Source organism: Streptococcus parasanguinis, from assembly GCF_040908565.1.
Classification (GTDB): Bacteria; Bacillota; Bacilli; order Lactobacillales; family Streptococcaceae; genus Streptococcus; species Streptococcus parasanguinis_AC.
In genome coordinates this window covers 26,492-49,986 of record NZ_JBDGEA010000018.1, presented here as the reverse complement: position 1 = coordinate 49,986, position 23,495 = coordinate 26,492, and the positions used below count along the sequence as shown (strand labels likewise).

20 protein-coding genes are annotated in these 23,495 nt (G+C 41.5%); 15 read left to right on the top strand and 5 right to left on the bottom strand.

Features of this window, described 5'->3' with window-relative positions:
• Positions 1-349: 349 nt before the first annotated feature.
• Positions 350-2,425, top strand: coding sequence for an ATP-binding cassette domain-containing protein (locus tag AB5Y61_RS08935; protein WP_368403898.1), 2,076 nt, complete (start codon positions 350-352; stop codon positions 2,423-2,425).
• A 496-nt stretch (positions 2,426-2,921) separates the two neighbouring features.
• On the opposite strand, the gene AB5Y61_RS08930 is transcribed toward AB5Y61_RS08935, so the two are convergent.
• Both AB5Y61_RS08930 and AB5Y61_RS08925 read right to left on the bottom strand, forming a co-directional pair.
• Complete coding sequence (locus AB5Y61_RS08930) at positions 2,922-3,599, bottom strand: DUF1129 domain-containing protein (protein WP_368403897.1); 678 nt, start codon at positions 3,597-3,599, stop codon at positions 2,922-2,924.
• 28 nt (positions 3,600-3,627) lie between these two features.
• Positions 3,628-4,572, bottom strand: coding sequence for a magnesium transporter CorA family protein (locus tag AB5Y61_RS08925; protein WP_003005422.1), 945 nt, complete (start codon positions 4,570-4,572; stop codon positions 3,628-3,630).
• A gap of 121 nt (positions 4,573-4,693) precedes the next feature.
• Here AB5Y61_RS08925 and uvrA point away from each other — a divergent pair, with 121 nt between their 5' ends.
• The 7 genes from uvrA (at position 4,694) to nusB (ending at position 12,299) form a co-directional block, all read left to right on the top strand.
• The gene (gene uvrA, locus AB5Y61_RS08920; RefSeq protein WP_368403896.1) at positions 4,694-7,519 is read left to right on the top strand and encodes an excinuclease ABC subunit UvrA; all 2,826 of its coding nucleotides are present in this window, start codon (positions 4,694-4,696) and stop codon (positions 7,517-7,519) included.
• Positions 7,516-8,583 (top strand): M24 family metallopeptidase, encoded by a 1,068-nt coding sequence (locus AB5Y61_RS08915; protein ID WP_368403895.1) that lies wholly within the window; start codon positions 7,516-7,518, stop codon positions 8,581-8,583. Before uvrA ends, AB5Y61_RS08915 begins: the two co-directional genes overlap by 4 nt.
• A gap of 56 nt (positions 8,584-8,639) precedes the next feature.
• The gene (locus AB5Y61_RS08910; protein WP_368403894.1) at positions 8,640-9,608 is read left to right on the top strand and encodes a TIM44-like domain-containing protein; all 969 of its coding nucleotides are present in this window, start codon (positions 8,640-8,642) and stop codon (positions 9,606-9,608) included.
• 8 nt (positions 9,609-9,616) lie between these two features.
• Entirely contained in the window at positions 9,617-10,723 is a 1,107-nt protein-coding gene (locus AB5Y61_RS08905) for an SPFH domain-containing protein (RefSeq protein WP_368403893.1), read from the top strand.
• A gap of 165 nt (positions 10,724-10,888) precedes the next feature.
• Complete coding sequence (efp, locus tag AB5Y61_RS08900; protein ID WP_003005479.1) at positions 10,889-11,449, top strand: elongation factor P; 561 nt, start codon at positions 10,889-10,891, stop codon at positions 11,447-11,449.
• A gap of 36 nt (positions 11,450-11,485) precedes the next feature.
• Complete coding sequence (locus AB5Y61_RS08895) at positions 11,486-11,875, top strand: Asp23/Gls24 family envelope stress response protein (RefSeq protein ID WP_003005404.1); 390 nt, start codon at positions 11,486-11,488, stop codon at positions 11,873-11,875.
• Complete coding sequence (nusB, locus tag AB5Y61_RS08890; RefSeq protein WP_368403892.1) at positions 11,868-12,299, top strand: transcription antitermination factor NusB; 432 nt, start codon at positions 11,868-11,870, stop codon at positions 12,297-12,299. Before AB5Y61_RS08895 ends, nusB begins: the two co-directional genes overlap by 8 nt.
• A gap of 219 nt (positions 12,300-12,518) precedes the next feature.
• Here nusB and AB5Y61_RS08885 read toward each other — a convergent pair whose 3' ends face one another.
• Together AB5Y61_RS08885 and AB5Y61_RS08880 are read right to left on the bottom strand one after the other, a co-directional pair.
• Positions 12,519-13,484, bottom strand: coding sequence for a LacI family DNA-binding transcriptional regulator (locus tag AB5Y61_RS08885; protein WP_368403891.1), 966 nt, complete (start codon positions 13,482-13,484; stop codon positions 12,519-12,521).
• The gene (locus tag AB5Y61_RS08880; protein WP_368403890.1) at positions 13,465-14,919 is read right to left on the bottom strand and encodes a sucrose-6-phosphate hydrolase; all 1,455 of its coding nucleotides are present in this window, start codon (positions 14,917-14,919) and stop codon (positions 13,465-13,467) included. Before AB5Y61_RS08880 ends, AB5Y61_RS08885 begins: the two co-directional genes overlap by 20 nt.
• Before the next feature lie 376 nt (positions 14,920-15,295).
• Between AB5Y61_RS08880 and AB5Y61_RS08875 the strand changes: the two genes are divergently transcribed.
• The 5 genes from AB5Y61_RS08875 to AB5Y61_RS08855 all read left to right on the top strand — a co-directional run bounded on the left by AB5Y61_RS08875 (position 15,296) and on the right by AB5Y61_RS08855 (position 20,249).
• Positions 15,296-17,239: a sucrose-specific PTS transporter subunit IIBC gene (locus tag AB5Y61_RS08875; protein ID WP_368403889.1), complete on the top strand. Its 1,944-nt coding sequence runs from the start codon at positions 15,296-15,298 to the stop codon at positions 17,237-17,239.
• A gap of 159 nt (positions 17,240-17,398) precedes the next feature.
• Entirely contained in the window at positions 17,399-18,298 is a 900-nt protein-coding gene (scrK, locus tag AB5Y61_RS08870; RefSeq protein WP_368403888.1) for a fructokinase ScrK, read from the top strand.
• Between the two features lie 95 nt (positions 18,299-18,393).
• Positions 18,394-18,804 (top strand): peptide deformylase, encoded by a 411-nt coding sequence (locus AB5Y61_RS08865; protein WP_368403887.1) that lies wholly within the window; start codon positions 18,394-18,396, stop codon positions 18,802-18,804.
• A 219-nt stretch (positions 18,805-19,023) separates the two neighbouring features.
• Positions 19,024-19,539, top strand: a complete 516-nt coding sequence (locus AB5Y61_RS08860) for a phosphatase PAP2 family protein (RefSeq protein ID WP_368403886.1) — start codon at positions 19,024-19,026, stop codon at positions 19,537-19,539.
• Between the two features lie 83 nt (positions 19,540-19,622).
• Positions 19,623-20,249 carry a GNAT family N-acetyltransferase gene (locus AB5Y61_RS08855; RefSeq protein ID WP_368403885.1) on the top strand — a complete coding sequence of 209 codons (627 nt, stop codon included), beginning with the start codon at positions 19,623-19,625 and terminating at the stop codon, positions 20,247-20,249.
• Between the two features lie 21 nt (positions 20,250-20,270).
• Here AB5Y61_RS08855 and queG read toward each other — a convergent pair whose 3' ends face one another.
• Entirely contained in the window at positions 20,271-21,410 is a 1,140-nt protein-coding gene (queG, locus tag AB5Y61_RS08850; RefSeq protein WP_368403884.1) for a tRNA epoxyqueuosine(34) reductase QueG, read from the bottom strand.
• Between the two features lie 115 nt (positions 21,411-21,525).
• Between queG and manA the strand changes: the two genes are divergently transcribed.
• Together manA and AB5Y61_RS08840 are read left to right on the top strand one after the other, a co-directional pair.
• A complete protein-coding gene (gene manA / locus AB5Y61_RS08845; RefSeq protein WP_368403883.1) occupies positions 21,526-22,470 on the top strand; it encodes a mannose-6-phosphate isomerase, class I in 945 nt (314 codons plus the stop codon).
• Positions 22,471-22,752: 282 nt separating this feature from the next.
• Complete coding sequence (locus AB5Y61_RS08840) at positions 22,753-23,493, top strand: MerR family transcriptional regulator (RefSeq protein ID WP_368403882.1); 741 nt, start codon at positions 22,753-22,755, stop codon at positions 23,491-23,493.
• Positions 23,494-23,495: the final 2 nt, after the last annotated feature.

Here is a 23,495-nt window from a genome sequence, read left to right as displayed (position 1 = left end):
CAAGACGCAGTGGTTGAGTGGGCTCTACTACGCTGATTTCATCAGCTTTTACAGCCCTACTCAACTGTGCGGAGGTGAAACGACGAAATCGAATTCTAACGAATTTCCGATTTCTGTCCCACTCTCAAGAAATAGAATCCCTAGGAAATCATTGAATTATCAATCACCCTACCAAGTTTTTATGAGTTACTTGAAAAGTCTAACTTAATTTGACAATTTAGGTGTTGCTATCAACTAAAAATTAAACTTCACTTCATCTAAAAATATTTTACTCATTTAAATTGACAAAGTATAAAAAAAAGCTATAATAGCATTAAAAGTAAGCGTTATCATACGGAGGTGTCCATTTATGTTTGAAATTCATAACCTGTCCATTAAGTATGGCAAAAAAACATTGTTGCTTCCAACATCTCTAAAGTTCAAAGAAGGAAAATTATATACAATTTATGGAAAATCAGGAGTTGGAAAAACTTCGTTGCTGAATAAAATTGGGCTGATTTCAGAGTATGACCCTAAAGTAACTTATATTTACGACGGCTCCAAAATTGATACGAGTGACAAGAAGATTGTTTCATCCTTTATTGCACAAAATATTGCTTTTATATTTCAAAATCATAATCTAATAAAAGACTTGACTGTGTATGATAATTTGAAAATTTCGCTAAACTTTTTCAAATTATCAACTAAGGAAATAGAAAATAAAATAGATAATATTCTAAGTGAGTTAGGAATTTTAGAATTGAAGGATGTATATCCTGAGGATTTATCTGGGGGAGAAGAACAACGTGTTGCCATTGCTAGAGGGATGGTAACAGATAAGAATATTATTTTAGCAGATGAACCTACAAATTCTTTGGATTCTGAAAATAGAGAGATTGTTTCATCTTTACTGGTAAAACTTGCAAACAAGTATAATAAAATTGTTATTGTGGTGTCTCATGATGAATATGTTATTAATAAAGGAGATATAAAGCTACATTTTGAAGACCAAAAATTAATTGGAGTGAAAGAAGACATAGAGTGTAATTTTCAAGAAGAGTGGCATGCTAGTAAATTAAAGAAACATATTCGATTAAAGATTCAAAAGAAAAGGAAGGTACCTCCTTTACCTGTACTTTTATTAATACTAATTTCCTTCACAGTTTCGCTTGCAGTTGGTTCTATGAATATTCAATCATTATTTTCTTCTAAGTATCAAAGATTAATCAGTGATTCATTAGAAAATGGTTTCTTGGTTATTAATGATTCAATAGGACTTGGAACGAGCAAGGTGATCGATGATTTCCAATCGCTATCGAATAAGGAAATACATCAAATTTCTGATAGTAGGAATGTATACAAATTAGAACCATATATTGAATTTCCTAGTATGGGAATGACTTTTGAAAATGCTGAAAACTATTTAAAAATTAGTCGAGATTTTTCACCGAATCTATCTATTAATGGAAAGAATTTTTATTTATCCAAGAATTACAGTGTGCAACCACTATTCAATACGAATACGACTCAGAGACAAATTAAATACTTTGATAGGACTACGAAAAGGGGGATATTTGTTTCAGAATCATTTATCAAAGAACAAAAGCTAGAAGACATTGTAGCTGGGTCGGAGATAACACTTACATATTATGTCCCCATTAATATTTATGAATCTCACATAGATAAAGAAGGAAACTATTCTAAATCTGATGGAGACCTATATGTGAAAGAGGAACAAACGTTTAAAATACTTGGCATCGTAAAAGAGGAGTATCCGTTTAACTATTCTGTATATGATAACACCTTATTCATGATGAGTGATGAGATGTTAAAAATACAGAGCAAATATATAGGTGTAGAAAGCAAACAGAGAGAAACAATTGATGATCTTTCTGTAAAAGACTGGGCACCAAGTGCAGTACATGTTACTGTGAAGGATAGCAAAGATGTCCCTCAAGAAATCAATCGTATTAAAAAAATTTCGGATAAATTTTCAATTGTTTCGTCTTTCGAGAATTATAAAGAATTTAATAAAGGTTTAAAATACATAAAAAACTTTTTGATTATAATCTCGCTTGTCATGCTTTTGCTCGTAGTTGCAATCTTATCTTTTGTCTTCTTTTTAATAAATCGAACGAGAAAATACGAAGTTGGCGTATTAAAGGCTATGGGATACAGTACAAAACATGTTTTTAGATTATTTATTCTTGAGTTATTAAATTATGGAAAGAAAATAATTACTTTATCAAGTATACTGCTTTTAATACTAACTATATTAGCTATTCAAATGCTTCAATTAGAAATAGTTGATATCATTCATTTCTATCTAACTTCTATAGTTTCATTAATTTTACTTACGTTTGCTGTATTAATGACTAGTGGGCTCATTCCTATCTATATGACAGGGAAGCAGCCTATTGTTGATGCCATTCGTAAGAATAGATAAATTGATTGGTCATAGTGACCAAAGGCTATAAGTAATCGTTTGCCATGGAAGTTGCATGTTCCTTATGATCGAGGAGTCAACGGATCTGTCTTAATCGGTGTAGGAATATACTCTCCGTGGGGAGCTGTTAACCTATGGGGAGGTCAGCATTATTATTCTCTAGATTTTTAGAATCTCTTATGGTTAGATAGGATGAATGGCTCACTGCTGGAAAAACAGCAGTGAGTTTTTTATCCCCCACAATCAGGAGAATAGTAATGTTTCTTTTCGTTTTTGACAATCTTGTTTCCATAATGATGAATCGACTTAACCATGTGGTCTGATTCAAAAGTTTATCCAAAATTTTTTTGAGAGTTGCTTTAAGCTATCTCCTTATTTTCTAGGTTCATAGAGCTGAAGTTATTCTCATAAGTCAATTTCATAATAAAAAGACCTCAAAAATTAGAGTTTTTCTGTCTAACTTTTGAGGTGTAGTTTAAATTTCATCCGTTTATTTTTAGCGTCGAGTTGCGGGTGCTGTGCTCGAACTCTTGATATTGTAGCGTTTTTTTAAGTAGAAGCGAAGGACAAGCGCTAGAGCTCCTAAAACGATGGCAAAAACATCTGGAATAGTTGGGTTGAGAACCTGTGGGAGTAAGGAAGTAAAGGACAAGACAATGACCCAAAGGAACATGACTCCGACAAGAATTGGCATGGATTTCCAAAGAGAGGGACGCTCACTGCGATCTTTTGTGCCATCCATATACTGATAGAAGAAGTAGTACATGAGATACAAGAGCAGGGCCCCTGTCAAACTTCCAAGGATCAAGGTGATCAAACCATAGCCTGTACGACGAGGTGCAACCAAGTTCATAAAGGCGCTAATCGCAGCAAAAACACCAAAGATAAAGAGGAAGGAATCCAAAATCATGAGAGAGGGAGCATCGTTTAATTTCGGATGCTCTTTTTCATAGCGCTCTTTCTCGCTGAAAGAGTTCGCCCATACAGTTGGAGCTCCAAAAAGGGTCCGTGCCGGAATTCCTTTTCCTTGGTTTTCATGGATAGCTGGAAGAATTTCTTGGATGAGGCTTTCTGCTTCTTCCTCTGTCTTTCCGTTTTCAAGCAATTGGTGTTTGGCGATCCGGATAAATTCTTGGTTTTTCTTGCTTAGTTGATTCAAATCAAATTGAGACATAAATACTCCTTAGTGTTATTAGTAGGTGTTAGAACCATTTTTTATGGATGAGGTAGACGACAAGAGACCCAGTCAGGGCAAAGGCGATGAAAATAATCAGCCAGAAGGCATGGGGTTCGCCATTGAGCGGAAGCTCATTGTCCTTGAAGTTCATCCCATAGGCCGAAAAGATCATGGTCGGAATGGACATGACAATGGTGACGAGGGCCAGGGTCTTCATGATGTTGTTCTGGTTGTTGGAGATGATCGATGCGAAGGTATCGGTCATGGAGTGCAGGATATTTCCATAAATATCTGCCATCTCGATGGCCTGCTGGGTTTCGATCAAGGTATCTTCCAACAGATCCTCGTCTTCTAGGTATTTCTTGATGTTACTAGTAGCACTGGTCAATTTCTTGATCACGCGCTCATTGGTTTTCAGAGAGGCCTTGAAGTAGACGATGGTTTTTTCCAACTCCATCAACTCAATCAGCTCTTCATTACGCGTTGATTTGTGCAATTGGCTTTCAATCTGTTCGCTTTTGCGATCCAAGGTACGAAGCGCAGACAAGTAAAGTTCAGCGTTGCGATAGAGGATCTGAAAGATAAAGCGCGACCGCATAAAGGTATAGAAATTCCGCAAGCGTCGGTTGATAAAGATATCGAGAAGTGGCAATTTCTCCAAGCAAGTCGTGATAATAGCCTCTTCTGTCAGGATAATCCCTAGCGGAATGGTCACGTAGTAGGTCTGATTGTTCCGCTCTTCCTTAATGGGAACGTCTACGATGATCAAAGTATATTCATCTTCGATGGTCATACGGGACATTTCTTCCGCATCGAGTGGTGCCCGTAAGTCGGCAATATCGATATTAAAAGCAGAGGCGATTTCCATCGATTCACTTTGAGAAGGGTTAACAAGGTTGATCCAGCTACCGGGTTCCAGTGTCTCTATTTCCTTAAATTCAGTCGTTGTCGATAAAAAGACCTGTTTCATGGTGCCTCCCCTTGTTTTTTTACACCTTAACATTATATCAGAAAAAGGACGGTTTTGGATAAAAGAATACTAAAAAATTTGTTATAATGGAGGTTAACAAAAAGGTGATTAGAGTAAGAACATGCAAGATAAAATTGTCATTCATGGGGCACGCGCCCATAATTTAAAAAATATAGACGTGGAAATTCCACGGGACAAATTGGTCGTGGTGACGGGCTTGTCTGGTTCTGGAAAGTCCAGTCTGGCCTTTGATACCCTTTATGCAGAAGGTCAGCGCCGCTACGTGGAGAGCTTATCGGCCTATGCCCGTCAGTTCTTGGGAAATATGGAAAAACCAGATGTGGATTCCATTGACGGCTTGAGTCCAGCCATTTCCATCGACCAAAAAACGACCAGTAAAAACCCCCGTTCTACAGTGGGGACGGCAACAGAGATCAATGACTACCTGCGCTTGCTCTATGCGCGTGTAGGGACGCCTTATTGTATCAATGGGCATGGAGCGATTACAGCTTCTTCGGTTGAGCAAATTGTCGATCAAGTCTTGGAATTACCAGAGCGCCAACGCCTGCAAATTCTAGCTCCCATTATTCGCAAGAAAAAAGGCCAGCACAAGAATATCATTGAAAAGGTGCAAAAAGACGGCTATGTCCGGGTCCGAGTTGACGGTGAGATCTATGATGTGACAGAGGTCCCAGAACTGTCTAAAAGCAAACAGCACACGATTGAAGTGGTTGTGGACCGAATCGTGATCAAAGAGGGCATTCGCTCGCGGCTCTTTGATTCGATTGAAGCAGCTCTTCGGATTGCGGATGGTTATGTGGTGATTGATACCATGGATGGCAAAGAGCTACTCTTTTCTGAGCATTATGCTTGTCCAGTCTGTGGCTTTACCGTTCCTGAATTAGAGCCCCGCCTCTTTTCTTTCAATGCACCTTTCGGATCTTGTCCAGACTGTGATGGGCTGGGCATTAAGCTAGAGGTGGACTTGGATTTGGTGGTGCCAGATGATCACTTAACCCTTCGCGAAGGAGCGCTTGCTCCTTGGAATCCGATCTCTTCCAACTACTATCCACAGATGTTGGAGCAGGCCATGATCCATTTTGGTATTGATATGGATCAGCCTTTCTCAGATCTTTCTCAAGAAGAAAAGGACTTGGTTCTCTATGGCTCAAACGGGAAAGAATTCCACTTCCACTATGAAAATGAGTTTGGTGGGGTTCGAGATATCGACATTCCTTTTGAAGGAGTCGTAACCAATATTCACCGCCGTTTCCGTGAGACCAATAGTGATTTTACCCGCAACCAAATGCGCTCTTATATGAACGAATTGACCTGTGCGACCTGCCATGGCTACCGTCTCAATGACCAGGCTCTTTCTGTCCGTGTCGGTGGGGAGAAAGGGATGCATATCGGGGAAGTGTCAGATCTATCGATTGCGGACCACTTAAAAGCTGTGGATCAGTTGGTCTTAACAGACAATGAAGCCACGATTGCAAGACCGATCCTAAAAGAGATCAAAGATCGTTTAACCTTCTTAAACAATGTAGGGCTCAATTACTTGACCTTGTCACGCTCTGCAGGAACACTATCAGGTGGAGAGAGTCAGCGCATTCGCTTGGCAACCCAGATCGGTTCCAACCTCTCTGGAGTCCTTTATATCTTGGATGAGCCGTCAATCGGCCTCCATCAAAGGGACAATGACCGCCTGATTGCCAGTCTCAAAAAGATGCGTGATTTAGGCAATACCTTGATCGTCGTCGAACACGACGAAGATACCATGAGAGAGGCGGACTACCTAATCGACGTCGGCCCAGGTGCCGGTGTCTTTGGGGGAGAGATCGTTGCTGCGGGAACTCCAAAGCAGGTGGCTCGTAATAGTAAATCCATTACCGGCCAATATTTGTCCGGCAAGCGCAAGATTCCGGTTCCAACAGATCGCCGTTCAGGAAATGGTCGTTCTATTGAAATTACAGGGGCCAGTGAGAACAACTTACAAGATATTACTGCGCGTTTTCCTCTGGGCAAATTTATTGCGGTCACTGGAGTTTCCGGTTCTGGGAAATCGACCTTGATCAATGGCATCTTGAAAAAAGCCATCGCTCAAAAGCTCAACCGCAATTCTGAAAAACCAGGGAAATACAAGACCATTCAGGGGATTGAGCATATCGATCGCTTGATCGACATTGATCAAAGCCCGATCGGTCGGACCCCTCGTTCCAATCCAGCAACTTATACAGGCGTCTTCGATGACATTCGAGATCTCTTTGCTCAGACTAATGAAGCCAAAATTCGGGGCTATAAGAAAGGTCGCTTTAGTTTCAATGTCAAGGGTGGGCGCTGTGAAGCCTGCTCAGGAGATGGCATCATCAAGATTGAAATGCACTTCTTGCCAGATGTCTTTGTTCCTTGTGAGGTCTGCCATGGACGTCGCTACAATAGTGAGACCCTTGAAGTCCACTACAAGGAAAAAAATATCGCAGAAGTGCTGGATATGACCGTCAATAAGGCAGTCGAATTCTTCAAGCACATTCCGAAAATTGAACGCAAACTCAAGACCATCCAAGATGTGGGCTTGGGCTATGTAACACTGGGGCAACCAGCGACCACCCTTTCAGGTGGGGAAGCGCAGCGGATGAAGTTGGCTTCTGAATTGCACAAGCGCTCTACAGGAAAATCCTTCTATATCTTGGATGAACCAACGACAGGACTTCATACCGAAGACATTTCTCGCTTGATCAAAGTCTTAGAGCGATTTGTGGATGATGGCAATACAGTCCTTGTGATTGAGCACAATTTGGATGTCATTAAGACAGCAGACCATATCATTGATTTAGGACCGGAAGGTGGTATCGGTGGCGGAACCATTATTGCGACCGGAACGCCAGAAGAAGTAGCAGCCAATCCTGCTAGCTACACAGGACAGTATTTGAAAGGAAAATTACAATGAATCAACGGATCAGCAACTTAAGAAACAAAATGAAAGCCCAAAACCTCAAAGCGGTATTGATTAACAATTTGAAAAATGTTTACTATTTGACCAATTTCTGGGGTTCAAATGGGACTGCTTTGGTGACAGAAGAACGCGTGGTCCTCTTTACGGATTCGCGCTACACCATTCATGCTCATGCGACTTGTTTCCCCTTTGTAGAAATTGTGGAAACCCGCGATGAGTTGACTGCAGCGGCAGAGATCGTCAAGGATCTTGGAATCAAAGAACTTGGTTTTGAGGACGAAGTGACGGTGGCCTACCATGCCCGCATGGCTTCTGTTTTCAGTGGCATCAGCCTTCAATCCCTAGCGAACTTTGTGATGGAATTGCGCTTGATTAAAGATGAAACTGAGATTGTGGCCATTAAAAAAGCTTGTAGCATCTCTGACCAAGCCTTCCATGATGTTTTAGACTATATCAAGGTAGGGAAAACGACAGAGTTGGAAGCAGCGACTTTCCTCGATTTTAGAATGCGGGAGTTGGGAGCTTCTGGTGTATCTTTTGATATTATCTCAGCAGCTGGTGAACGCTCTGCCATGCCACACGCAACTCCAAGTGATCGGGTGATTTCAGCAGGAGATGCCTTGACCCTTGATTTTGGTTGCTTGTATGACCACTATGTCAGCGATATGACACGGACCATCTATGCTGGACATGTCAGCGACAAGGAAAGAGAAATTTACGAAACCGTTTTGAAAGCCAATCAGGCCTTGATTGCTGCTGCTAAAGATGGACTTGGCTTCCGTGATTTTGACAAAATCCCACGTGATGTGATCGAAGCAGCCGGCTATGGCCAATACTTTACTCATGGAATCGGTCATGGAATTGGGCTAGATATCCACGAAGAACCCTACTTCAGCCAAACGTCTAAAGAAGCTATTCAAGCAGGGATGGTCTTAACAGATGAACCAGGGATTTACATTGAAGGTCTCTCTGGTGTACGGATCGAAGATGACCTCTTGATCACAGAAACAGGCTGTGAAGTCTTGACACTTGCACCTAAAGAATTGATTGTCCTATAAAATAGACAGTATTTTCTTAACCCCTGTGTAACAAACAAAGATAAGAAATGAGGCCTATGAAAAAACGAATTTTAGTATTAGGAATTCTTCTAGTAGCCCTTCTATTTGCATTTGCTCCTTCTGCCCATGCTGGTGTCGGTAATACGCATAGTGGTGGCAGTAGCACTATTCATTCTGGCGGTGGTGGTGGTAGCAGCTGGTCTGGAGGGGGAAGCAGTTGGTCTGGTGGCAGCAGCTGGTCTGGTGGATCCAGTAGCTACAGTTCTAGTTCTGGATCAGACTCTGGTGGGGCGGTAGCAGTTGTCGCCATCATTGGATTGATTGGATTTGTCTATAATATTGCAAAAGAAGCTGATGACAGTGAGGAATCATTCTCTTCAAATAGTGCTCCTAAACGGACAACCGAAGAACGGGCTGGTCGACCAATTGAGAATAACTATGAAGCGATTCGCCGCATCCGTAAACTGGATCCAATGTTTGATGAAGACCGCTTCTTGTCGCAAGTCAAGCTGGTTTATCTTCAATTGCAGTCCGCCTGGACAGAAAAAGATTGGAATTCCGTACGGAACTTAGAAAGTACCAGTCTTTATGAGCAACACTTGACGCAGTTGCAAGAGCATATTCGCGCCAAAACAACCAATGTTCTAGAGCGCGTGCGTGTGGAAAATTCCAAGATCAAAGACTTTATCGAAAATCCAGAAGGCAATGACCGCATTGAAGTCATTCTGTCTTCGACGATGAGAGATTACATCCGAAATGATGAATCGGGTCGTGTGATCGAAGGAGATCCGACCAAAGATCTCTTTACGGTATACCGCATGGTCTTCCTCCGTGAACATGGAGCTCAGACAGAGATTATTAAGAATTCAGAAGTTGTTAGTGATCACTGTCCGAACTGTGGTGCGCCGTTGACGATCGATTCAATCGACAAGTGTGAATATTGCCAAGCATCCTTGAAGCATAATCCAAAAGATTGGGTCTTGGATGTCTACGAAGTCGTGGATGAAATTGAATTCTACAGATAGGAGAATGTATGGGATTTATTAAAGCAGCCCTTTCAGCGGGCATTTCAAGTTTTCAAGATAGTAAATTTAAGGAAGCCATTACCTTGCCAGAAGCTGTTCCGGCAACAGCTTTGGCCATTAAGGGACAGCTCTTGACCAAAGATCCAGATGGACGCTCTCGTCAGAGCAACCAAAATACGGGGCTATTGACAGATGGATCTGTCGTCATTGTTCCTCAAGGCTATGTTGCTCTCTTGGTCAATAATGGAACTTTTCTAGGAGACCTTCTAGAAGCAGGTAGCCACGAATGGCAAGCTGGTGAAAATGCCTGGTTGTTTGAAAAGGGTGGCGTTAAAGGGACTTGGGACCAGTTCAAGAATCGCTTCTCATTTGGTGGTCAAGTGGTCACCCAACAAGAAATTATTTTTGTGCGGATGCAACCTTTTACAGGAAATAAATTTGGCACCCAAAATCCAGTCGAGTATTTTAGCGACCGTTACCAACAACTTCTTAGTATTCGTTTTTATGGTCTCTATGATGTTAAAGTAGCAGATCCTGTACTCTTTTACGTCAGTGCAGTCAGTCGCCAAATTGCTGCTGACAAACCGTTTACCTTGGAAGATGTGGCTCAGGGAACCTTGCGCCAAAACTTAGCGCCAAAAATTGCAGTTGCTATTTCAAAATATACAGCTGAAAATAAGGCAGATATCTACAATATCAATGCAGACCAAGACGTCTTCAATGAAGTCGCAAAACGCGAAGTCAACAAAACTTGGGCAGAATTATATGGTATTGAATTAACCAATGTCCTCATCGAAGATTTGAGCTACGATGCAGACAGTATGGCCAAGGTCAATAAACTGGACAGTGAATTGGCAGCGATGAAGTACAATACCATTGAAATCGAAGAGCGTCGTGCTCGCAATGAAGCCTTGGTCGCAGCTGCTAAAAATGAAGGTGGCAATGGCATGAACATGATCATGGGGATGAACTTGGGTCAAGCCCTTGGCAATGACCTTCAAAAACAAGCCTCTCCAGCTCCAGACAAGCCACATACCTTCTACATTGAAGTAGATGGAAAATATGTCCATGTCACCAAAGATGCGGATGGCAACATTGTGCCTGTGGACCAATAAGGAATAGTGAAGCTGGTGGTGGAAATGTAGAGATACTAAGGACTCGTTCCTGCAATCTCTCTCCGCCTTCTAACCTTCCTAAAAAGCAAAGATTGCTGTTTGAGAAAAATCAAATAGTGTGTTACAATAAAGAGTAATCTATTTTTAAAAAAGAGGTAATAAAACATGATCGAAGCAAGTAAATTGAAAGCTGGTATGACTTTTGAAACAGCTGATGGAAAATTGATCCGCGTTTTGGAAGCTAGCCACCACAAGCCAGGTAAAGGGAACACTATCATGCGTATGAAATTGCGTGATGTCCGTACTGGTTCAACATTTGATACAAGCTACCGTCCAGAAGAAAAATTTGAACAAGCGATTATCGAAACAGTTCCAGCTCAATACTTGTATAAAATGGATGATACAGCCTACTTCATGAATACTGAAACATATGATCAATATGAAATTCCAGTGGTGAACGTCGAACAAGAATTGCTTTACATCCTTGAAAATTCAGAAGTAAAAATTCAATTCTACGGAAGCGAAGTAATCGGTGTAACAGTTCCTACAACTGTTGAATTGACTGTTGCAGAAACTCAACCATCTATCAAAGGTGCTACAGTGACTGGTTCTGGTAAACCTGCTACAATGGAAACTGGTTTGGTCGTGAACGTTCCTGACTTCATCGAAGCTGGACAAAAATTGGTCATTAACACTACTGAAGGAACTTACGTTTCTCGTGCATAAGAGACATCTCAGGGTGTCAAATAGAAAGGAACTTCTATGGCAACTGAACAATTTGGTGACATCGTTATTGCACCACGTGTATTAGAAAAAATTATTGCGATTGCGACAGCAAAAGTAGAGGGTGTCTATTCGCTTGAAAATAAGAGTGTTTCAGATAGCTTATCAAAACGCTCACTTGGACGTGGCGTCTACCTTCATACAGAAGAAGATGGTCAAGTTTCAGTAGACATCTATCTCTATTTGGAGTATGGAGTTGCTGTGCCATCTGTAGCAGTAGCAATTCAAAAAGCGGTCAAGTCTGCGGTTTATGATATGGCAGATGTAACCTTGGATGCTGTTAACATTCACGTTGTCGGTATCGCGACGGAAAAATCTCCAAAACCAGACTTGAAAGACTTGTTTAACGAGGACTTCCTCAATGACTGATGAAATTTTATTAGAATCACGTCGAGATTTGCGCGAGCGTGCTTTTCAAGCCTTGATGGCATTGGAGTATGATGGCGATCTTGTCGAAGCTTGTCGATTTGCTTATCTACATGACAAGGACCTAGCAGAAGACAAAGAAGTCGACCTTCCTGCCTTTCTCTTGAATCTTGTGACCGGTGTCTATCAGTCTAAAGATCAACTGGACCAACAAATCGGTCAACATTTGAAGACCGGCTGGACTGTTGAGCGCTTGACCTTGGTAGAGAAAAACATCCTTCGTCTGGGAATTTATGAAATGACAGAGTTTGATACGCCACAGATCGTCGCAGTCAATGAAGCGGTGGAATTGGCCAAGGCCTTTTCGGATGAAACCTCTTCACGATTTGTCAACGGTGTCCTCAGTCAATTTGTAACAGAAGAATAATCAAAAAGAGCCGATGGCTCTTTTTTTTGAATGAAAAATGAGAGTGGGACAGAAATCGGTCATTCGTTAGAATTCGATTTCGTCGTCCAACCTCCGCACAGTTGAGTAGGGCTGTAAAAGCTGATGAAATCAGCGTAGTAGAGCCCGCTCAACCACTGCGTCTTGCTCAACAATCCAAAAACAATTAAGAGGCTAGGACTTTTGTCCCAGCCTCTGCTTTTAAACACTTTTTCCAGAATGGAGACTAACGGGTAAGAAATAACCAGTTGTCGCTACTTGTTCTCCTTCGATCTTTTGGAGTAGTAGGTCCACCATCAGAATGGCAATATCCTTTAGAGGTTGTTGGATGGTTGTCAGTTCAGGAGTATAAGTCTCAATAAACTGGGTTCCATCATAACCAATCACTTTCAAATCCTGAGGAATCTGAATATCTAATTCTCTAGCGACTTTCATGATCAGGATCGCTGTCAAATCATCGGAGGCAAAAATGGCGTCTGGTTTTTGCTGGGTTAAAATTTGTTTGATTTCCATTTCCTTGCGAATGGGCGAGAAATCACTGGAAACATTGATGATCATGGACTCAGGCAAAACCGATGCAAAGCCTGCGTGACGCAAACCGGTTGGGGAGTTGGAGTTGTCATTACCTGTGATCATGATGATCTTTTTGGCACCACTTTTGACCAGGGTTTCTGCTGCTAAAACTCCACCAGCATAGTTATCAGAAGAGACAACTGGAATTTCTGGGGAGAGGTTGCGGTCAAAAGCAATGATAGGAGCAGTCACTCGGTTGTAATCCTCAATCCCTAAATTGTGACTTCCAGAAATGATACCATCTACCTGGTTGGCCTCCAACATCTCAATGTATTCGCGCTCTTTTTCAGAGTTGTGTTCACTATTGCAGATGATGGTTTTGTAGCCATGTTTGAAGAGTTGGTGCTCTAGTTTGTCGATTAATTCAGCATAGAAAACATTGCTGATGTTGGGAAAGATCAAGCCGACTAACTTGGCTGATTTTCCTTGGAGGCTACGAGCAACATTGTTAGGTTTATAACCCAATTCTCGCATGGCTTCTTGGACTTTTTGGATCGTTTTCTCAGACAGGTATCCTTTTTTATTGATGACCCGTGAGACTGTGGTAGGGCTGACACCGGCGAGTTTGGCGACATCAGTTAGCTTTGCGACCATGATCAAGTTCATAGTAGGTTCCGGTAGGGTTTCCAGACTTGATCAAAATACCATTTTGATCAGCATGTGGGAAGACCCGACCAGAAAATACTTTTTCTCCTTTATTGATAAAGATTTCAAAAATCGAATTGTCAATGAAAATATTAGCGGTTGTCGCTTGGTTAGCAATTGTGCAGCTACGGCTAGTCCCAAAGTCTTGGGCATATTGCTCACCAGCCTGGCTACGATCGACTGTGACTAATCCTTTCGCTAGATCGAATGTGAGAACTAAGCCCTTTCCTTCTGGATCTGCAAAGAGGACGATCTCATTTTGGCTGTCTTTTTCAAATAGCAATTCCAATTCATAGCAATTCTTAGTTTGCGCCTTGTTGGCAACTGCTTCACTCTCTGCCCGTAAGTTTTTGATAGCTTCAACCGGGTATTGGTAGAGCTTGCCATCTTTGATGGTGACTTCTTTGACCAGTGAGAGTGCTCCTTGATAGTCATAGGAATCCGTTGGACAGGAAACATCTGGAAGGCCAAGCCAGCTGACAGCATAGGCACGTCCATCAGGTGCATTGAATCCTTGAGTGGCATAGGCTTCAAAGCCATAGTCTAGATTGTGCAATTCAGATACATCGACCATTTTAGCCTTTTCTGGATCAAAGCTTGCCCCAATCTTGTACATATTTGGGTAAATGTTTTCATAATCGCATACCGATTTGTCCAAGCCTTGAGGACAGTAGAGGAGAACTGGTTGATCCTCTACAAAGACCAGATTGGGACATTCCATCATGTAAGCTGTCCGGTCATTTGCAAAATCCAAGTCACCGACTTCAACCCAGTTGGTATAGTCGTTATCAACCGCCTTATAGAGGCGGATGAATCCTTTCTTCTCAAGGTCTTGGCCACCAACGATAGCGTAGTATTGACCTTTAAAATTAAAAATCTGTGGGTCACGGAAGTGATCAGTCGAATCAGCCGGTTGATCAATCAAGATCTTGTCAATTTTTTCGATCTTTCCTTCTTTATCCATCAAAGCACCGACTTGGTAGGGATGACGGACCCATTCTGCATCACGAACATTTCCAGTATAGAATAAGAATAGTTTGTCATCAAACTGCATGGCCGATCCGGAATAGGCTCCGTGGCTATCTAGTTCTGTATCTGGAAGAAGGGTTACACCAGTCTCTGTGAAATGAACCAAGTCTTCACTTTCTGTTTGTACCCATGATTTTAACCCATGGGCTGCACCAAATGGAAAATTTTGGTAAAACAAGATCCATTTTCCATCAAAGTAGGAAAAACCGTTAGGATCATTTAAGAGACCAGCTTTTGGCTCAACATGATAGTGTGTATGCCAAGGAGATTTGGCCATATGATCTTGGATGGCTTGCTTTTCCTCTTTTGTCCAGTCTTCGTAACGTCTGTAACGACGTTCAGTTGTCCATTCCATTTTATTCCTCCGAACTTTTTTCTTACTTCCATAGTACCGATTTCCTATTAAAAATGCAAGCAATAAATGAAAAAAAAGGCAAAAAATGTCAAACGCTTGACATCTATTTTGTAGCGTGAAGAAAAGAGGAGAAGTTGCAAATTTATGAAAATATGAAAGAAAATGAAAATAAAAGACTGATTAAAAGCGCTAAAAAGCGGAGTACAGGCCTATTTTAAAATGAAAATTGTTTCATACTGTCAAAAGGTGTCAAAAAGTCCAAAAAAGTTTCAAAAAAATCCTGCAAAACGCTTGACATATTTTCAATACGTGGTACAATTAAAAACGTAGAAACGATTTAACCGTTTACATTACAAAAAATAAGGAGATTTACTTTATGGATTACAATAAAGTAGCCAAAGAGGTTATCGAAGCAGTCGGTAAAGATAACCTTGTTGCGGCAGCACACTGTGCGACACGTCTACGTTTGGTATTGAAAGACGATAGCAAAGTTGATCAAGCTGCACTTGATAACAATGCTGATGTCAAAGGAACCTTCAAATCAGATGGTCAATACCAAGTCATCATCGGACCTGGAGATGTAAACTTTGTTTATGAAGAGCTGATTAAAGCGACTGGTTTGAAAGAAGTATCAACAGACGATTTGAAACAAATCGCTGCAAAAGATAAGAAATTCAACCCATTGATGGCCTTGATTAAACTCTTGTCTGATATCTTCGTTCCAATCATTCCTGCCTTGGTTGCAGGTGGTCTCTTGATGGCCCTTCGGAACTTCTTGACTTCAGCTGGTTTGTTTGGACCTAAATCATTGGAAGAAATGTACCCAGCTATCAAGGGTCTTTCAGCTATGATCCAATTGATGTCAGCTGCACCATTTATGTTCTTGCCAATTTTGGTTGGTATTTCTGCAGCCAAACGCTTTGGAGCAAACATCTTCTTGGGTGCTGCGATCGGTATGATCATGACCACACCAGATCTTGGTGGGGCTACTAAATTCTGGGATATCTTTGGCTACAATGTAGCACAAACAAACTATGCCTACCAAGTTATTCCTGTCTTAGCAGCGATCTGGATCTTGGCACATTTGGAAAAATTCTTCCACAAGAAATTGCCATCTGCAGTTGACTTCACCTTTACTCCATTGCTTTCTGTGATGATTACTGGATTCCTTACCTTTACTGTGGTTGGTCCAGTGATGCTTTTGGTATCAAACGGAATCACAGACGCTATTGTATGGTTGTATAACACAACAAGCTTTATCGGTATGACAGTCTTTGGTGGAACTTACTCATTGATCGTTATGACAGGTCTTCACCAATCATTCCCAGCTATCGAAACACAATTACTTTCAGCTTGGCAAAAAGGTGCAGGACATGGAGATTTCATCTTCGTTGTTGCATCAATGGCCAACGTAGCGCAAGGTGCTGCAACTTTTGCCATCTTGTTCTTGACGAAAAGCGAAAAAACCAAAGGTCTTGCATCTTCTGCAGGTGTGTCTGCCCTTCTTGGTATCACAGAACCAGCCCTCTTCGGGGTTAACTTGAAATACAAATTCCCATTCTTCTGTGCCCTTATCGGTTCAGCAGTGGGTGCCCTCTTTGCAGGTCTTCTCCAAGTAGTTGCTGTTTCACTTGGATCAGCAGGTTTCCTTGGATTCCTTTCAATCAATGCAACATCCATCCCATTCTACCTCTTGTGTGAAGTGATTGCCTTTGCGGTAGCCTTTGCATTGACTTACTTCTACGGTAAGACAAAAGCAGCAGATGTGTTTGCTGCAGAAGGAAATGTAGCAGCAACGGAAGCTTCTGTAAAAACAGAAGCAAAAGAAGTTCTTGCAACTTCTGAAAATGTAGAAACAACACTTTCTGATGAAACAATTATCTCTCCTATCGTTGGGACTGCTGTGGAACTTTCAAGAGTAGATGATCCTGTCTTTTCAAGTGGAGCGATGGGGCAAGGAATTGCCATCAAACCTTCTGAAGGTGTCGTTTATGCTCCGGCGGATGCGGAAGTTACCATTGCTTTTGCAACTGGTCATGCCTACGGTTTGAAGACAGCTAATGGTGCTGAAATCTTAATCCACGTTGGGATTGATACCGTATCAATGAACGGGGAAGGATTTGATCAAAAAGTAGCTCAAGGCGATAAAGTGAAAGCTGGTGATGTCCTTGGTACATTTGATGCAACGAAAATTGCCGCAGCTGGTCTTGAAGACACAACTATGGTGATCGTCACTAACACAGCTGACTTTGCTTCTGTTACACCTGTTGCAACTGGATCTGTTGCGAAGGGTGATGCGATCATCGAAGTCAAAGCTTAATCAAATCAATAAGTTCTCAAGGACTGGTCAGATTCTCTCCAGTCCTTGAATTTTATTTCTCAAAAAAAGCGTGCTTTTTCTATAGAGAAGAGAAAAAGATTGACGATAAAATATGCTATAATAAATACAGGATATTTTTCATAATAAAAAGGAGCCAACATGACAAAATTATACGGAAGTTTGGAAGCTGGCGGTACAAAATTTGTTTGTGCGGTTGGTGATGAAAACTACAATGTGATTGAGAAAGTACAATTTCCAACAACTAAGCCAATCGAGACCATTGATAAAACTATTGAATTTTTCTCAAAATTTGAAAACTTGGCTGGTTTAGCAATTGGATCATTCGGTCCGATTGATATTGATCAAAATTCGAAAACTTATGGTTTCATCACAACGACTCCAAAACCAAATTGGGCCAATGTAGATATTGTTGGAGCGATTCGTCGTGCTTTAAATGTTCCCATCTATTTCACGACAGATGTGAATAGCTCTGCCTATGGAGAAGTGGTGGCACGTAATAATGCGGGTGGCCACATCGAAAACTTGGTTTACTATACCATCGGAACAGGGATCGGTGCTGGTGTCATCCAACGTGGTGAGTTTATCGGGGGTGCTGGACACCCAGAAATGGGTCACTACTATGTTGCCCAACACCCAATGGATGTAGAAAAAGAATTCAAGGGTGTTTGTCCTTTCCACAATGGCTGTTTGGAAGGCTTTGCGGCTGGTCCAAGTCTCGAAGCTCGTACAGGTATTCGTGGGGAAAACATTGAACTCAACAGCAATGTATGGGATATTCAAGCCTACTACATCGCACAAGCTGCAGTGAATGCGACAGTTACCTTCCGCCCAGACATCATTGTCTTTGGAGGAGGAGTCATGGCTCAACAACATATGCTGGATCGTGTGCGGACGAAATTTACAGCTTTATTGAACGGTTACCTCCCTGTACCAGATGTGAGAGATTATATTGTGACACCTGCAGTTGCTGGCAATGGTTCAGCGACCTTGGGGAACTTTGTTCTTGCAAAAGAAGTGAGCGAGAAGCTTAAAAAATAAGTAGCAATTGTCTCTTAGAGGTTAGAAACAAGAGCGAGACCGAGACAGATTTGTCTCGGTTTCTTTCGTCTATCTATGAAGAAGAGAGGGAAGGAATGAAAAAGAATATTGTGAAGGATGTCTTATTCTTGGGTCAAAAGTCAGAAGAAGCGACACCTGAGGATCGCACCTTGGGTTTGGATTTGCAGGATACCTTAAATGCTCATCTCCTTGAGTGTGTGGGTTTGGCTGCCAATATGATCGGAGTTAAAAAGCGGGCGATTATCATTCGAATGGGAAATGAAAATCTGGTCATGTTTAATCCTGTTCTCCTTGAAAAGAAAAAGCCTTATCAAACAGAGGAAGGATGCTTATCTTTAGTGGGGAGTCGGGCGACCACGCGTTATGAGGAGATTTCAGTGGCCTATCGAGATGTGAATTGGAAAGCAAAAACGATTCATTTGTCAGGTTTTCCAGCCCAGATCTGTCAGCACGAAATGGATCATCTAGAAGGTATTATTATCTAGAAGTCATTAATGGAGTCTATTCGACTCCATTTTTTACTAGGAAAAAGTGATAGAAAAGTCGATTCTTGGAGACATAAAATTGATAAAAGCAAAAAAAGGAATAGCGGTTGTATAAAAAAAGAAGAAAGAAACAATAAAAAAGAAACCGTACTTGACAGGTTTTCTTAGGATCGCGTATACTAGTAGTACGAAAATCAGATGAAAGACAGGAGTTCCAAGATGAAGCGCAACCTTCAAGAATACCCGCAATTTTATCGTTGGCTAACCCTGCCTTTTGCGAAAAATCCGCGTCGTGTGCAGGTCCTTCGGCGGACAAATCGAATCCTAACTCTCGTCATGCCAGGCATCTATGGTCTAGTCTTTTGTTGGCTATGTTTAAAACAAACCGCGACTGGAGGAATTTGGCCTTTTATTTGGATTCCAGCTTCTGGCTTTATCTTGTTTAGTCTCTTCCGCCATTGGATCAATGTTCCAAGACCTTACGAAACATGGGACATTCAACCTTTATTAGAGAAAAATTCATCGGGACATTCTTTTCCTAGCCGCCATGTTTTTTCGGCGACCATTATCTCTATGTGTGTCTGTCAGTTGTCGCTTCCGTTTGGAATGTGCTCGATGCTCCTATCTCTTCTATTAGCCCTTGTCCGAGTTTTTGGAGGGGTTCATTATCCCAAGGACGTTCTCGTTGCTTGGGGATTGGGACTCGTCTGGGGAGGGCTCTTTTTGCTGGTTTGAATGAACAAATTCTTAAAAATTGACCTTTGTGTAAGGGTGAAGGATAGTGTATACTGGAAAGTAGATTTAGAATAGGAGAGAAGATGAAGTACAGAAAAGCAGAAAAAGCAGATCTGGATCAGGTGGTTCGAGTAGCCGGTGCAGCTTTTGAGGATTATCTATTTTTAAAAGTTATCAAGGATTTGGTTCGGGATCCCAAGCAGTATCCTGCCTTTGTTGAAGCCATGATGCGTATCTTGGTAAAGGTTTTTCTCAAGCACCATATTTGCCTTGTAGCAGAAAAGAACGATGAAATTTATGCAGTTGCCTTGTTACAAAAGGGGCCGATTCCTTTTCGAGCCTATCTCTTAAATGGGGGATTGGGTTTGCTCAAGTTTATTTCCTTAAAGAATATGTTGGCCTACTTTAAATTTATGGAGGACACAGATAAGGAATTGGAGCAAAATGTAGATTTTGATTGGTATTTAATGCTTCTCGCAGTCGCCCCTAAACACCAACGGCAGGGCTATGGCAGTCGCTTTATGACAGAAGGAATTGAGCCTTTCTTGGAAGAGGTTAAAGGAGAAAAACTAGCCTTTTATACCAATACGAAGGGAAATGTCTATTTTTATACCAAAAATGGCTACAAGGAAGTCTACTCTAGCGAGATTAGCTTTAACCATGTAGAAATGGGGAGCTGGTATTTCTTGAAGGAACTAAAAAAACACTAAGGTTACAACCTTAGTGTTTTTTCATTGTAGTTGTGAAACTGCTTGAATGCCGAATTTTTCAAAGAAAGCAGTTCGTTCTTCTATGATAGCATTAGTCGGATGTTTGATATTCAGTAAGAGCTCAACAAGGTCTGGGGTGACTTCACGTAGCAGTTGCCCTAAGGACCAGATAGCCGTTGCGATATGGATCTGATTTTGCGAGGTCTCGATGATGTTCAGTAGCTTAGGGATGGCTGAGCGGTCATTAGCATTTGCTAGTGCGATAATGGCATTGCGCTGGAGGATATTTTTGCCTCGCCAGCTTCCGGCAACGTTTCCAAATTTTTCCTTAAATTGTCCGTTAGACAGTTCGATAAAAGGAATCAACTCTGGATGAGCCAGATCAGGATCGATTTCTGTTGCCAAGGGATTATCCAGACCTTTGTTATAAGGGCAGCTAATCTGACAGATGTCACATCCATAGATGACCGTTTTAATTTTCTTGCGAAATTCTAGGTCCATCATGCCCTTGTCTTGAGTTTGGAAGGACAAGCAGCGTTTGGCATTCATAGAGCCGTCTCCGATTAAGCAGGAGGTTGGGCAAGCATCTAAACAACGGCGACAGTCCCCACAACCATAGTCGACAGGCTGATCTGGTTCAATTTCGAGGTTGGTAATCAATTCCCCCAGAAACATGTAGGAACCGTATTCTTTTGAAATGACCAAGCCATTTTTTCCAATAAAACCAATCCCTGCTCGTTGGGCGACAGCTGTATCAACCAGTGCTCCAGTATCGACCATCCCCTTGTATTCGAAATCCTGCGTCATTTCTTCAATCCCAGCAGCTAAGCGATTGAGCTTGTCTTGAAGGACATAATGATAATCTAATCCCCAGCTGTTGGGCGTGAATTTTCCTCTTTTATAGGTAGTTTTTTGAGGTTGTTGTTTGAGCTTATGGGGGTAGGCGACAGCAATTGAGATGATGGTCTTTGCGGAGGAGAGACTTAATTTAGGTTGGATGCGCTCTTCGATATTCTTATGCTCGAATCCAGAATTCCGTCCTTCCTCAACGGCCAAGCGGAGCGATTTTTCCAAATAAGCGAAGTCATCAGCGGTTGTAAATCCAATTTTTGAAATCCCAATAGAATGTGCCAGTTGGATAATGTTTTCTTTTAGTGTCATCTTTTCCATTATACACAAAAATGAAGATTCTGGCGAGAAAGGAAACGATCAGAAAGGGCTTTCAAAAGCTTTCTTTTTTTTGTATAATAGAAACATGAAATGCGAGGAGGATATTATGGGACAACCATTATTTTTACATTCAGTGATGCAGGAAAAAATTTGGGGAGGAACACGTCTAAAAGAGGAATTTGGTTACGACATTCCGAGTGACCATGTCGGTGAATTTTGGGCCATTTCGGCCCATCCGCATGGCGTTTCTAAAGTGGCCAATGGTCCATACGAAGGTATGGGATTGGATCAGCTCTATCAAGAGCACCGAGAATTATTCGGCAATCGTAAAGAGCCTGTCTTTCCTTTATTAACAAAGATTTTGGATGCTAACGATTGGCTTAGTGTACAGGTGCATCCGGATGATACCTATGCCATGGAGCATGAGGGAGAACTTGGAAAAACCGAGTGTTGGTATGTGATTGCGGCTGACGAAGGATCAGAGATTATCTATGGACACAATGCCAAGTCAAAAGAAGACCTCCGCCAGCAAATCGAAGATAAAAACTGGGATGCCTTGTTGACAAAAGTTCCAGTCAAGGCTGGAGATTTCTTCTATGTGCCAAGTGGAACCATGCACGCAATTGGATCTGGAATCTTGATTCTTGAAACCCAACAGTCGAGTGACACAACCTATCGGGTTTATGATTTTGATCGCAAGGATGATCAAGGAAACTTGCGGGAGCTTCATCTAGAAAAATCAATTGATGTGTTGAATATTGGGGAGCCAGCTAATAGCCATCCAGATACAGTTGTGATCGATGATCTTCGGATGACGACCTTGGTTGCAAGTGATTTCTTCACCGTTTATAATTGGGAACTTACTGGAAAAGCTAATTTTGAAAAGACTGCTGATTACAGCTTATTGAGCGTCTTAACCGGAGAAGGAAAAGTGACGGTAGATGGAAAGGAATATCCTATTCAAAAAGGAAGTCACTTTATCTTGCCAAGCGATGTTGAATCTTGGACTTTGGAAGGGCAAGGTTTAGAATTGATCGTGAGTCACCCATAAAAAAAACAAAGGGTTGAGTAAAACGCAATGGAACTACTCAAGCCTTTTTTCTGAAATAAAACTATTTTTATGTTAAGTCTTGACTCTGACCTTAGGGGAGGGATTATACTATCCTTATAATACTCTTCGAAAATCAAATTCAAACCACGTCAGCGTCGCCTTACTGTATATATGTTACTGACATCGTCAGTTCTATCTACAACCTCAAAGCAGTGCTTTGAGCAACCTGCGGCTAGCTTCCTAGTTTGCTCTTTGATTTTCATTGAGTACAAGGAGGAAATCATGTACCATATCAAAGAAGCTGCAGAGCTGTCAGGTGTCTCTATCAAGACCTTGCACCACTATGATAAGATAGGACTTCTCGTCCCTGTGAAATCTGAAAATGGCTATCGAACATACAGCCAAGATGATTTAGAACGCTTACAGGTAATTCTCTATTACAAGTATCTAGGGTTTTCCTTGGACCAAATAGCAGAACTCTTAGCCGAAGAAAAGTCTAACTTATTACCCCATTTAACCAAGCAGTTAGCCTATTTAACTCAGGAGAGAGAACGTCTAGATACCTTGATTTCCACTTTGCAAAAAACCATTCAAGAACAAAAAGGAGAAAGACAAATGACAATTGAGGAAAAATTTACTGGATTTAGCTACCAAGATACTCAAAAATACCATCAAGAGGCGGTAGACAAGTATGGTCAAGAAGTCATGAACCAAGCGCTTGAACGCCAAAAAGGTCGAGAAGATGAGGCAACAAGAGCCTTTAACCAAGTCTTCCAAGTCTTTGCGAAAAACCTTCAAGCTGGTCTGCCAGTAACCGAATTTGAAAACCAAGAAGCAGCAGCCAAACTGTTAGACGCGATTCGAACCTATGGATTTGATTGCTCTATAGAGGTTTTTGGCCATATCGGCAAAGGCTATGTCTATAATCCAGAATTCAAGGGAAACATCGACAAGTTTGGGGCTGGTACAGCCCAGTACACTTCGGATGTCATTGCTTCTTATGTAGAAAATCAACCGAAATAAAA

Bases quoted from the DNA above. Each gene is read 5' to 3' on its own strand.
- AB5Y61_RS08935 (WP_368403898.1), top strand. From the start codon at position 350: ATGTTTGAAATTCATAACCTGTCCATTAAGTATGGCAAAAAAACATTG.
- AB5Y61_RS08930 (WP_368403897.1), bottom strand. From the start codon at position 3,599: ATGTCTCAATTTGATTTGAATCAACTAAGCAAGAAAAACCAAGAATTT.
- AB5Y61_RS08925 (WP_003005422.1), bottom strand. From the start codon at position 4,572: ATGAAACAGGTCTTTTTATCGACAACGACTGAATTTAAGGAAATAGAG.
- uvrA (WP_368403896.1), top strand. From the start codon at position 4,694: ATGCAAGATAAAATTGTCATTCATGGGGCACGCGCCCATAATTTAAAA.
- AB5Y61_RS08915 (WP_368403895.1), top strand. From the start codon at position 7,516: ATGAATCAACGGATCAGCAACTTAAGAAACAAAATGAAAGCCCAAAAC.
- AB5Y61_RS08910 (WP_368403894.1), top strand. From the start codon at position 8,640: ATGAAAAAACGAATTTTAGTATTAGGAATTCTTCTAGTAGCCCTTCTA.
- AB5Y61_RS08905 (WP_368403893.1), top strand. From the start codon at position 9,617: ATGGGATTTATTAAAGCAGCCCTTTCAGCGGGCATTTCAAGTTTTCAA.
- efp (WP_003005479.1), top strand. From the start codon at position 10,889: ATGATCGAAGCAAGTAAATTGAAAGCTGGTATGACTTTTGAAACAGCT.
- AB5Y61_RS08895 (WP_003005404.1), top strand. From the start codon at position 11,486: ATGGCAACTGAACAATTTGGTGACATCGTTATTGCACCACGTGTATTA.
- nusB (WP_368403892.1), top strand. From the start codon at position 11,868: ATGACTGATGAAATTTTATTAGAATCACGTCGAGATTTGCGCGAGCGT.
- AB5Y61_RS08885 (WP_368403891.1), bottom strand. From the start codon at position 13,484: ATGGTCGCAAAGCTAACTGATGTCGCCAAACTCGCCGGTGTCAGCCCT.
- AB5Y61_RS08880 (WP_368403890.1), bottom strand. From the start codon at position 14,919: ATGGAATGGACAACTGAACGTCGTTACAGACGTTACGAAGACTGGACA.
- AB5Y61_RS08875 (WP_368403889.1), top strand. From the start codon at position 15,296: ATGGATTACAATAAAGTAGCCAAAGAGGTTATCGAAGCAGTCGGTAAA.
- scrK (WP_368403888.1), top strand. From the start codon at position 17,399: ATGACAAAATTATACGGAAGTTTGGAAGCTGGCGGTACAAAATTTGTT.
- AB5Y61_RS08865 (WP_368403887.1), top strand. From the start codon at position 18,394: ATGAAAAAGAATATTGTGAAGGATGTCTTATTCTTGGGTCAAAAGTCA.
- AB5Y61_RS08860 (WP_368403886.1), top strand. From the start codon at position 19,024: ATGAAGCGCAACCTTCAAGAATACCCGCAATTTTATCGTTGGCTAACC.
- AB5Y61_RS08855 (WP_368403885.1), top strand. From the start codon at position 19,623: ATGAAGTACAGAAAAGCAGAAAAAGCAGATCTGGATCAGGTGGTTCGA.
- queG (WP_368403884.1), bottom strand. From the start codon at position 21,410: ATGACACTAAAAGAAAACATTATCCAACTGGCACATTCTATTGGGATT.
- manA (WP_368403883.1), top strand. From the start codon at position 21,526: ATGGGACAACCATTATTTTTACATTCAGTGATGCAGGAAAAAATTTGG.
- AB5Y61_RS08840 (WP_368403882.1), top strand. From the start codon at position 22,753: ATGTACCATATCAAAGAAGCTGCAGAGCTGTCAGGTGTCTCTATCAAG.